Below are 11,792 nucleotides of genomic sequence, written 5' to 3'. Positions count from 1 at the left end.
GCCAGTGCGGTCTTGATGATCGAGGCGCTGCCGGAGGCCGGCAGGCAGTGCGAGATCATCGACTTCACCGAGCCGAGCGCGATGCTCGGCAGATCGCCGACTCTCGGGCCGAACAGCGTGCCCAGCGACTGGATCTCGGTCTTGTCGCCGACTCTCGTTCCGGTGCCATGGGCTTCGATCAGGCCGATCGTCGAGGGATCGATGCCGCTCGATTCGTAGGCGCGCTTCAGCGCCAGCACTTCGCCTTCCAGACGCGGCGTCAGCAGGCCCTTGGCCTTGCCGTCGCTGGCGGAGCCGATGCCCTTGATCACTGCGTAGATGCGATCGCCATCGGCTTCGGCGAGCGACAGCTTCTTCAGCACGATGACGCCGACGCCTTCACCGAGCAGGGTGCCGTCAGCGCCTTTCTGGAACGGCCGCAACTGGCCGTGCGACAGCGCGCCGATCTGGCAGAACTGCATGTACAGCTGCGGCGGACACTGCGCCTGCACGCCGCCGGTGATCATCATGTCGCAGCGGCCAGAGTTGATCTCCCGGGTCGCCAGTTCGATGGCGATCAGGCTCGATGCGCAAGCCGCGTCGATGATGAAGTTCGGCCCCATCAGATCGAGCCGGTTGGCGATCAGGCCGGCGATCACGTTCGGCGTCAGCAGGCCGACCATTTCCGCGTTGTAGGGCGGCAGCTGCTTCTTGAACTGGGCCTTGAGCCTGGCCAGTTCTTCGGTGGTCAGATCCGGGCGCAGGCCGCGGATCAGCTCCATTGTCTGATCCATGATCAGGCCGTGCTGGACCATGGTCATGATGCCGCGGTTCACATAGGTGCCACGGCCGAGCACGATGCCGCAGCGCTCGCGATCGAAGTGCTTGTTCAGGTAGCCGGAATCAACCAGCGCATCGCGGGCAAAGCGCAGCGCCAGCATGTGATCTGGTTCGCCGCCGTCGAGCGTGTTCGGCATCACGCCGAGCTCGCTCAGATCGACTTCGGCGAGATCACGCAGGAAGCCGCCACGCGTGGTGTAGATGCGGTCGTTGCTCTTGGCATCGGCATCGACGTACGGCCCGGCCCATTCCGGCCCGGCTTCGGCCACGGCATCGACGCCGTTGAGGATGTTCTGCCAGAACGTCGTCGCGTCCTTGGCGCCGGCATACGCGCCGGCCATGCCGATGATGGCGATGTCGAGGGCTTTACTCATGATCGGCAGGCGTTCAGCGAGGCTCAGCTGTTGCCGGCGAGGCGATTCAGCGCCGCACTCATCGTGCTTTCGGCATCGCTGAACGCCAGACGCACGCGGCCGCCGGCATCGATGAACTGCATGTCGTAACGAACCCCGGCATCGTGCGCCGCCGGCTTCATGCGGATGGCGATGCGCAGCGGACCGGTGACCGGATCCTGGCCGTAGCGCGCCACCTTGCCGAAGCTCGATGGCAGCGCCGTCTTGCCATGCATCACGCGGCCCCAGACCAGCGCCAGCTGCGGGCCGGTATCGACCAGACCGAAATCGAACAGCCAGCGTGCGCCGTGGCCGGGCGCGCCAAGCATCGCCGATGGCGAGGTGGCGATGACCGTGGCGTCGATGCCTTCCATCGACATGCAGCTGACTTCGGTGACCAGCTGGAACTGCGGGCCATGGAACAGGTGATCGGCATACATCATCGCCGTGTCCATCGGCGCGCCGCTGTTCAGCACCGCCGCCGGTTCGGCCAACGGCGCTTCCGGCACCTGAGGCAGCAGGATGACGCTGCAGCGATAGCTCGGCGTCTTGCGCGGCGGATCGAACAGTTCGACGGTGACCGCTTGCGAGCCAGCATCGGAATGGGTCGACGAGCGGGCGCGCAGCAGCAGGGTCTTCTCGCTGCTGTCGCCGTCGAGCACGATGCCCGAGAACGCGCGCAGGTCACGAATCTCGACCACCTTCCACTCCGGCCAGCCCGCCGCTGCGAACTGCGCCATGTACTCCAGCGCGGTTGCTGCCGGCATCACCGGCTTGGCATCGAGGCGGTGATCGCCGAGGTAGGGATCGCTATGAAGGCTGATGGTCTGCTCGAAGACCACCGCGCCACCGGCACCCATGCGCAGCGGCTGACGGATCAGCGGCAGCGCGCCTGCATCTGCCGGTGCGGCTTCAAGCACTTCGCCGCCCAGGTCGCGATCCCAGGGACCTTCGCCGGCCACCAGTTCGACATCCTTGCGCGGGCCATAGGCCAGCTCGTCCATGAACCAGCGACGGCCGGCCGCTACCGGGATCGGCACGATGTTGCGAGCACGGAAGGCATCGCGAACCTGCTGGCTGGCCATGCCGGCGTCCCAGGGACCCCAGTTCACCGAGATCACCCGCACGCCGTTCCAGCGCCGATGCAGCTGCCAGGCGAGACGGTTCAGGGTTTCATTGGCGGCGGCGTAGTCGGACTGGCCGGTGTTGCCGAAGCGGCCGGAGACGCTGGTAAACAGCGCCAGCAGCTGCAGGCCTTCGGGGCGCAGCTTGGTCGCCAGCGTCCAGGCGCTGTCGACCTTGGTGTCGTAAACGCGATCGAAGGACTCCGGCGTCTTGTCCGGAATGCGCTTGTCCTCGATCACGCCGGCGCCGTGCACCACGGCATCGATACGGCCGTACTGGGTGTAGATGGCATCGATCAAGGTGCCGAACACCGCCGGATTGCGGACATCGCAAGCGCGGTAGTCGACGACGGCGCCCTTGGCCGTCAGCTTGGCGATGTTGCTGCGGATTTCGCGATCGGCGAGCACAGCGCGCAGTTCGCGTTCCAGTTCCACCGGCGTCGGCTTGCGGCCGGCGGCGAGTGCCTGAGCGAGCAGCGTCTTCTTGAGCTCCGCTTCCTTGGCGATGCCGGCCGTGGCTGGGCTTTCGATGCCGGGCAGTGCCGTGCGGCCGAGCAGCACCAGATGCATGCCGGGCCGGACCAGTTCCTCGGCGATCTCGGCAGTGATGCCGCGAGCGCCGCCGGTGATCATCACGACCCAGTCAGCAGCCGGCACCAGATGGGGCGCGAACGGATGATCGGACACCGCTTCCGGCGCATGCGTGTAGCCATAGCGCTGGCCTTCGGCATAACCGATTTCGGTGCGGACTTCATCGACCGCCAACTCGTCCATCAAGGCATCGACGATGGCCTCCGCCGTGGCTTCGGTTTCGAAGTCGACCAGGCGGGCGCGCAGGCTTGGAATCTCTTGAGTGGCACAGTTGAACAGGCCGACTGCGGCACCCGCCTGCGGCAGGCTGCTGCCTTCGGATTCACGGCCGAGGCTGCCGCCGAAGCGGCTGGCCGCAAGTGCGACCGACGGCCCCGATGCGAGATCGCTCATGGTCTGCTGCAGCAGCCAGAACAGCGCTTTCGCCTGCAGCGCGCTCTGCTGCTTCCAACTCGCGAGATCGTCTGCCGCAACTGCGTTCAGCGTAGCCAGATGCACGAAGCCGGCGACCTTGCCGTGCTGCTTGCGCAGGCCATCCAGCGTTTTCGCAAGCGCGACAGGATCGGTCGCATCGCTGGCCGCGAGCACGGCGGCCTTGCCACCGGCCTTGTCGATGCGCTTGGCAAGCTTGGTGGCGATGCCTTCGCCGTCTGCCGTCAGCAGGTACAGGCCGGCAATGGCGTGACGCTGCTTCGACAGAGGCACGCGCCGGGCACGCGGCACATAGCGCGGAATTGTTTCGCTGACCGCAGTGGCCTGCTCCGCAGTGCTGGCCGCTACAACCGCAGGCGCTGCGGCAGACACGGCCGGGGCCGGGGCCAGCGTGCCGACGGCATCGAGGATCGCGTTCAACGAGCGGGCGCGGGTGAAGCGCTCCATGCCGGCCTGCATCGCGTCGGCCTGAGCTGCCGGCAAGGCCTTCTGCATCGCGCCAAGGATCTCGACGCGCTTGATCGAATCGATGCCGAGCTCGGCTTCCAGATCCTGATCGAGGCCGAGCATGTCGGTGGGGTAACCGGTGCGGTCGGCAACGATGTCGAGCAGCAGCGCAGTGAGGCTGCCGCGGTCGATCGTGGCAGCCGGTGCAGCTGCGCTAGCCACTACAGGCGCCGCAGCAATTGGGGCCACAGCGGCTGGCGACAGGCTGGCGGCCGCATCAAGGATCGTGTTCAGCGTGCGGGCGCGGGTGAAACGCTCCATGCCGCTCTGCATCGCATCGGCCTGCACCTGCGGCAAGGCCTTCTGCAGCGCACCGAGGATTTCCACGCGCTTGATCGAATCGATGCCGAGTTCGGCTTCCAGATCCTGATCGAGGCCGAGCATGTCAGTGGGATAACCGGTGCGATCAGCAACGATGGCCAGCAACTGCGCTTGCAGCGCGGTGCGATCGAGGCCTGCTACGGCAACTGCCATCGGCTGCGCTACTGCAACGGCAGCGGCTCTCGGCGTGGAGGGCGCAGCTGGTGCCAGGGAGGCTGCCGCATCGAGAATCGTGCTCAAGCTACGGGCGCGAGTGAAGCGCTCCATGCCGGACTGCATCGCATCGCCGATCGCTACCGGCAAAGCCTTTTGCAGCGCACCGAGAATTTCCACGCGCTTGATCGAATCGATGCCGAGTTCGGCTTCCAGATCCTGATCGAGGCCGAGCATGTCGGTGGGGTAACCGGTGCGGTCGGCGACGATGTCGAGCAGCAGCTTCTGGGCGGCGGCACGGTCAAAGGACGCTGCGACCGGTGCTGCCGGAACCAATGCTGGCGAGGCGATTGGCGCACTGGTTGTCACCGCAGCCGAAGCCGGGATGATCGCCGTCGCGGCGCCCAGAATCGCGTTCAGCGAACGGGCACGGGTGAAGCGTTCCATGCCGGCCTGCATCGCGTCGCCGGCAGCGGCTGGCAAGGCTTTCTGCAGCGCGCCGAGGATTTCCACACGCTTGATCGAATCGATGCCGAGTTCGGCTTCGAGGTCTTGATCGAGGCCGAGCATGTCGGTCGGGTAGCCAGTGCGATCGGCGACGATGTCGAGCAGGATCTTTTCGATCTGCGTCTGATTGATCGCCGGCGAAGTGTTGGCTACCAAGGGGACTGCAACGCTGGCGGCAGCGGGTGCCACGGCAGTCGCCGAAACGCCTAGCTTGGCGAGGTCGGCCTTGGCGGTATCGAGTATCGCGGTCAGCGTGCGGGCGCGGGTGTAGCGCTCCATGCCGGCCTGCATTGCGTCACCGGCGGCGGCCGGCAGCTTCTTCTGGAAGGCGCCGAGAATCTCGACGCGCTTGATCGAATCGATGCCGAGTTCGGCCTCCAGATCCTGATCGAGACCCAGCATGTCCTGCGGATAACCGGTGCGATCGGCGACGATCTCGAGCAGCGCCACGGTCGGGTCGAAGCTGACCGCAACGGCTGCCGGTGCTGCCACAGCGACGGCCTTCGGTGCTTCCGTCTTGGCGGCTGCAACGACTGGCGCCGGTCTTGGCGCTGGCGCAGCAACGGCTGCAACCGGTGCCGCGATCGGCGTCGGCATTACCGGCAGCGCCGGCAAGGCCGAAGGCGCAGCAGCGCTACCGCCAGTGAGGAACTGCGACACCACGCGTTCCTGCAACTGCAGGAACTGACGCATGGTCTGCTGATAGGCCGCGAGCGCTTCGGCGCCTAGCGCCGGGCTGATGGCAGGCGCAGAAGCCGCAGCTGGAATCATCGCGGCAGCCGGTGCGGCGGCAGAAGCAGGCGCCTGCACCGTGACGGTACGCTCGATCTTCAGCCTAGCCTGCATCGCCGCCAGCGAGGTGGCGTCGTAAGCCGGCAGCTTGCCGGTGCGGAACAAGGTGTCGGACTGCTCGCGAGCGCAGCCGCCGCTGATCATCCAGGCGTGCTTCGGGATCGCTTCCGGCTTGATCAGATCGGCAAGTTTTGCGAGATCCAGCAACTGCGGATCGCGGTTGTCGAACAGGCGGGTCAGCGCTACCGGTACGCCGGCGACAACCAGTTCGGCCAGGCCCAGCAACAGGCCGCGGATGCCGCCGCCGTTGCCGTCGAGCGAGACACAGACGGCGTCCTTGCCGGCAAGCGTGGCTTTGGCCATGTTCGCGCAAGTGCCTTTCGGACCAAGCTCGGCGAACACGCGCACGCCCGCTGCGTACATCGCTTCGATTTCGGCAACGAATTCGACGCTGTTCAGCAGATGGCCATCGAGCGTTTTCTTGATGCTCGCGACATCAGTCGGATAAGGCTTGGCGGTGGTGTTCGAGTAGACCGTGATGCGCGGCACGCTGATTGCGCTGGCGGCGATCGCTGCCGACAGGCCGGTCTGCGCCGAAGCGACCAGCTCGGTGTGGAACGCGCCGGAAACGGCGAGGCGAGTGACCCGCACGCCGCCGGCTTCGAGCGCCTTCACGGCCTGCTCGACACCGGCTGCCGGACCGGAAATCACCGCTTGTTCCGGTGCGTTGTGGTTGGCGATCTTGACGCCCTTGATGCCGGCAATCGCGGCCGCAACGATCTCGCGCTTGGCCTGGATCGCCGCCATCGCACCCTTTTCGCTGGTCGCGGAGGCATCGGCCATGCAGCGGCCACGCACGGCCGACAGCTTCAGGAAATCGGTCGCCGACATCGCACCCGCTGCGTGCAGCGCGGCGTACTCGCCATAGCTGTGACCGGCAGCAGCAACGGCTTTCAGGCCGAGGCGCTCGGCGAGACGGGTGTAGCCCAGCGACAGCGTGCCGATCGCAGGCTGGACGACGCGGGTGTTGGTCAGCGCCTTGCTCTGCGCCGTTTCGGCGTCGGCATCGAATGCGGCCGGCGGCATGATCGTCCGCGACAGCAGCGCCGGGAATTCCTGGCGCAGGGTCGCATCGGCGAACTCGAGCGCAGCGCGCAGTTCCTCGACGTACAACGCCGTCTCGCGGCCCATGTTGACGGACTGCGAGCCCTGGCCCGGGAACAGGAAGCCGAGCTGCGGCGCGGTGGTCGGTACGCTCTTGCTGAAGCGCACGGACTGCGGCAGCGGCTTGCTGTTGCCGGCAAGGCTGGCGACGCTCGCTTCGAGATCGGCGAGCAGGCTGGTGTAGTCCTTGGCGACCAGTGCCAGGCACAACGGCGAACCGGCGCGCGCTTCGGCCTGCTTGGCCAGCGAGTAGGCGAGATCGCGGAACTTGACGTTGCTGCCAACGCGCAGCGCGGCAACAAAGCGGCCGAGGTCGCCGGCCAGCTGCGCTTCGTCCTTGGCACGGAACACGAACAGTTCCTGTGGCCAGCGTGCAGCACCGGCCGGCGAGGCCGACACGAAATTGCCGGCGTATTCCTCAAGCACCGCGTGGAAGTTGGTGCCGCCGAAACCGAAGGCCGACACGCCGCCGCGGCGCGGATGATCCGGATGGGCGATCCACGGCCGCGCATCCTTGAGCAGATAAACCGGAGCGTTCGGATCGGCAATGATGTCGATCGGCTTGTCGACGCCGTAATGCGCCGGCAGGGTGCGGTGATACAGCGACATCGCCACCTTGATCAGGCCGGAAACACCGGCGCTGGCCTTGGTATGACCGAGCAGGGTCTTGACCGAGCTGATCGCGACCGTCTTCGGCGCAGCACCTTCGGCAGCCAGCGATTCGGTGATCGTCCGGGCTTCGGCGCGATCGCCGACCGGCGTACCGGTGCCATGCGCTTCGGCCATGCCGAGCGTTGCCGGCGAGAAGCCAGCGCGAGCGTAGGCACGCTTGAGCGCCAGCTTCTGGCCTTCCGGACGCGGCGCCGTGAGACCGAGCGCGCGGCCATCGCTGGAACCAGCGACCGATTTGATCACCGCATAGATGCGATCGCCGGCCGCTTCGGCATCGGCAAGGCGCTTGAGCACGATGACGGCCAGGCCTTCGCTGATCGCGATGCCATCGGCATGGGTGTCGAAGGTTTTCGGCTTGCCGTTCGGCGACAGCGCCTGGGTCTTCGAGAAGCACAGGAAGCCGAAGGGGCTCTGCACCGTGTCGATGCCGCCGGCGATGGCGACACTGGTGCGGCCTGCTTCAAGCTCGTTGACGGCGATCGAGATCGCGGCCAGCGACGAGGCGCAGGCGGCGTCGATGGTGAAGTTCAGGCCGCCGAAATCCATGCGGTTGGTGACCCGGCCGGCGGCCACGTTCAGCAAGGTGCCGGCGAACGATTCCTCGGTCCATTCCGGCAGGCGTTCCCAGACCGTCTTGTCGTCGATGTCCACGAAGCGAGGCAGTTCGGCGCGTACGGCGTACTGGGTGCCGAGATCGCCGAGGCCACCACCAGCACCGAGGATGACGCTGGTGTTCTCGCGATCGAAATCGCCATCGCTCATGCCGGCATCGGCGAGGGCGCGACGAGTGACTTCGAGCGTCAGCAGCTGCATCGGGTCGATCGACTTCATCGACTTCGGCGGAATGCCGTAGGAAATCGGATCGAAGGCCACTTCGTCGAGGAAGCCGCCCCAGCGCGAATAGACCTTGTCGCGGGCCTTGCGGTCGGCGTCGAAGTACATCTTCCAGTCCCAGCGATCCTTCGGCACTTCGCCGATCACGCAGACCTGGTCGACGATGTTTTCCCAGTACTTCTCGGCATTGGTCGCCTTCGGCAGCAGGGTGCCGACGCCGACGATGGCGATGTCGGAAGGCTTGGCTTCCTGCTTGCGCGTCGCCTTGCCAGTAACCACGGCCTGCAGCATCGCCATGCCGCCTTCGGTGACTTCACGGTGCAGCGCGTCGATGGTGACGACGCTGTCGCGCAGCGTGGCGACCTGGCCGATCATGAACATGCCGTCCTTGTACTGGTCGGCTTCGCTGACTTCGACGATCTGGCCGCTGGCATCGCGATTCAGGCCTTTCGAGGCCACGCGCATGCGACCCATGTTCATGTCTTCGAGGCGGTCGCGCAGTTCGTCGGCGCCGACGCCTTCGCGCAGCAACTCCTTGCGTGCATCGCGGAATTCACGGAAGAACGGCGTGTCGACGCAGCGCGTCGAATGGCCCGGGCCGGTCTCGAAATTGACGGTCTTGTCGCAGCTGATCGCCGCGTCGCGGAAGCCCTTGACCACGGCACCGCTGTCGACGATTTCCTGGGTGAACAGGTAGGCCGTGCCCATGATGCAGCCGACCTTCATGCCGCGCGCCGCGAGCGGTGCGGCGAGGGCAGCGAGCATCGCGCCCGAGGCGGCGTTGTGGATGCCGCCGGCAAACAGGATGTGGTACCCGGCTTCGCTGCCCGGCTTCACGTCGGCGAGCAGTACTTCGATCATCTGCTCCCACAGCGGGAAGCTGGCCAGCGGGCCGATGTGGCCACCGCATTCGCGGCCTTCGAACACAAAGCGCTTGGCGCCCTGTTCGATGTACATCCGCAGCAGCGCAGGCGCCGGTGCATGGATGTAGGTCGGGATGCCTTCCTTCTCGAAGTGCGCGGCCTGGTCGGGACGACCACCGGCGATCAGCGCGTAAGTTGGCTTGCACTGCCAGACCGCGGCGATCTGCTCTTCACGCAAGCTGTGCGGCACGAAGCCGAGCAAGCCCACGCCCCAGGGCAGTTCGCTGCCGTCGGCCTGGGTCATGCGCGCCTTGGTCTGCTGGAGCATCTCCAGGATCTGAGGGCCGCGATACAACGCCAGCGCCAGGAACGGCAGGGCGCCGTTCTTCGACACCTGATAGGCGAACTCGGGGGAATCCGAAACGCGGGTCATCGGACCCTGGGCGATCGGGAACGCTGTGCCGTGCGACTTGGCCAAAGCACCGCCCGGTGCCATGAAGCCGGTCGTGACCGCGGATTCGACGTGCTTGAGGCTGGCTTTGCGCACGGCCTGGATGAAGCGGCCGACGTTGCGATACTGGCTGCGATAAGTCGCGGCGAGACCGATGCCCTGGCCGATCGGCATGAACTGTTCGCCGCCGTTCCAGCCGAGGTTCTGGCTCAGCTTCACGCGCCAGTCGGCGAGCGACAGATCGCCGGATTCAACGCGATTATTGTCGTCTTCGGCTGCCTTCAGCGCTGGTGTTCCCGGACGGCTGTAGACGCGGCAGGGAAGATCAACCAGTTCGCCGAACAACCGGGTCTCGGCGCCATTCAGGCGCACGAGTTCGTTCTGCAAGGTTTCCAGCAATGGCGATTCGGCGAGCAGCAGCAGCTGATCTTCGAAGATCACGCCGGCTGCGCCCATGGCGCGCAAGGCTGCGGCGCTGTGCACGCCGATGCCGCCCTGCATGTAGATCGGAAGATCGTTGGTTGCGGCGGCCTTGCCGAGCAGCTTCTGGGCAAGGATGTAGCTGGTATCGGCGCCGACCCAGCCACCCGCTTCATGGCCCTTGGCGATCATGCCGTGATGGGCAAACGGGAACAGGCCGAGATGGGCGACATCGATGACTTCAACGAGCACCCGATGTTGGCCACCCGGTGCAAGCGCAGCGGCAATCTGTGCTTGCTGCGCTGGCGTGCCGGTCAGGATCAGGCTCAGGCCGCGATCGCCGGCTTCGTCGATCAACTGGCCGGCAAGCGGCAGATGCGCGATGTCGAGACGCAGGCCGATACGGCCATCGGTTGCCGTCAGTAGACGGGAAAAGGCACTGGCAGCGCGGGAATCGTCCCGGCTGAATTCAAGGTCGAGAACCCCAGTGCCGCCGGCACGCGCCGTCGCAGCAGCAATTCCGGGGTGGGCGGCGTCAGCCGGGGCTATGGCGAATACATCGAAACTGTCGTGAAGCACTGCCGCTCTCCCTGTTCATTGACGCGGCCACATGACCTTGAATCCCGCCCGACCCTCAACTTCTTGCGGCTCGCGCCGATACCCCATCCGATGACGGTAGTACCGTTCTGACTCGCCTCTGCGGACTATCCCAAGTCGGCAAATGTGCACGCCAGCGGCCGCAGCACCCGGGTCGTTGTTGCAAGGTGCCCGTGTTGAATACTTCCCTGTCAGCGCGGCGGCTCAAATCTGCCGTCGCTTGGTCCTCATGTTGCGATGAGCGGCTGACTAGCGCTTCTTGCCTTCCAGAAACGGAACTTCCAGCACTTTTTCGTGAACGATCGGGCCGTGGCCGAAATAGCCACCTTCGCCGAAGCATTCGCCATGATCGGCCGTGATGACGAAATGCGTATTCAGCGGCGCTTTCGCGATCAGATCATCGAGCACTTCATCGACGTATTCCACGCACTTGATCTGCTGCTTGTGCAGATCGCGCATCTGCTCCTCGTCGAAGAACTTGTCTTCAGTCTCCGCGCCGAGGTTGTCATCCATGCGCTTGAACACGCCGTGCACGCCGGAGATGTGCGGCATGTTCTTCGGATCGAGCATGAACGGGTAATGAGTTTCGCCGAGATTCAGGAAATAGAACTGGGGCTCGGACTTGTCGAACTCGATCTGCTTGACCATGCCGGCGAAGTCGTTGTGATTCGCCATCAGCTTGTAGTCGTCGAAATGCTTGTTCAGATGCGAGAACGGATTCAGCACCGGCAGCGAAACCTTGGCCGAGGTGCGGTAGCCGTTCTGCTGCAGCACATGCGGCAGCGACAACTGCGGAATAAAGCTCTTGAACGAGAGATCCTTGACCGCGAGCCGATCGACCCACAGCGAGAAATCTTTCTTGTAGACCTCGGATGCGAACACGCCCTGTGGGCTCGTGTGCGGAATCATGCCCATCAGGTAGGTGTAGTGCGAAGGGCTCGTCCACGACGCAAACGAATAACGCTTCGAACCGACCCCGATCCTGTCCATATTCGGACGTTTGGCGGCGAGATAGCTGTCATAACGGCAGCTGTCCATGACAATGAAAACGAGGTTATTGGCGGTCATCGCTGTACTTTAGCTGAATGATTCAGGAGAGGGAAAAGTTTACAGGCAGTTTTTTACAGTTATGTCACTGATTCAGTTTATTCAG

Annotated in this window: 3 protein-coding genes; all 3 read right to left on the bottom strand. The window is 65.0% G+C overall.

Annotation, left to right across the window (positions count from 1 at the left end; all coding sequences use genetic code 11):
* Nucleotides 1-1,193: polyketide synthase (locus QZY06_RS09455; RefSeq protein WP_295683337.1), on the bottom strand; the 1,193-nt coding region annotated here is incomplete at its 3' end.
* 23 nt (nucleotides 1,194-1,216) lie between these two features.
* The gene (locus QZY06_RS09450) at nucleotides 1,217-10,621 is read right to left on the bottom strand and encodes a type I polyketide synthase (RefSeq protein WP_295683334.1); all 9,405 of its coding nucleotides are present in this window, start codon (nucleotides 10,619-10,621) and stop codon (nucleotides 1,217-1,219) included.
* A gap of 267 nt (nucleotides 10,622-10,888) precedes the next feature.
* Nucleotides 10,889-11,707, bottom strand: coding sequence for a sulfatase-like hydrolase/transferase (locus tag QZY06_RS09445; RefSeq protein WP_273453859.1), 819 nt, complete (start codon nucleotides 11,705-11,707; stop codon nucleotides 10,889-10,891).
* Nucleotides 11,708-11,792: the final 85 nt, after the last annotated feature.

The organism is uncultured Nevskia sp. (assembly GCF_903885465.1).
GTDB lineage: Bacteria > Pseudomonadota > Gammaproteobacteria > Nevskiales > Nevskiaceae > Nevskia.
This window is presented reverse-complemented; position numbering and strand designations above follow the sequence as displayed.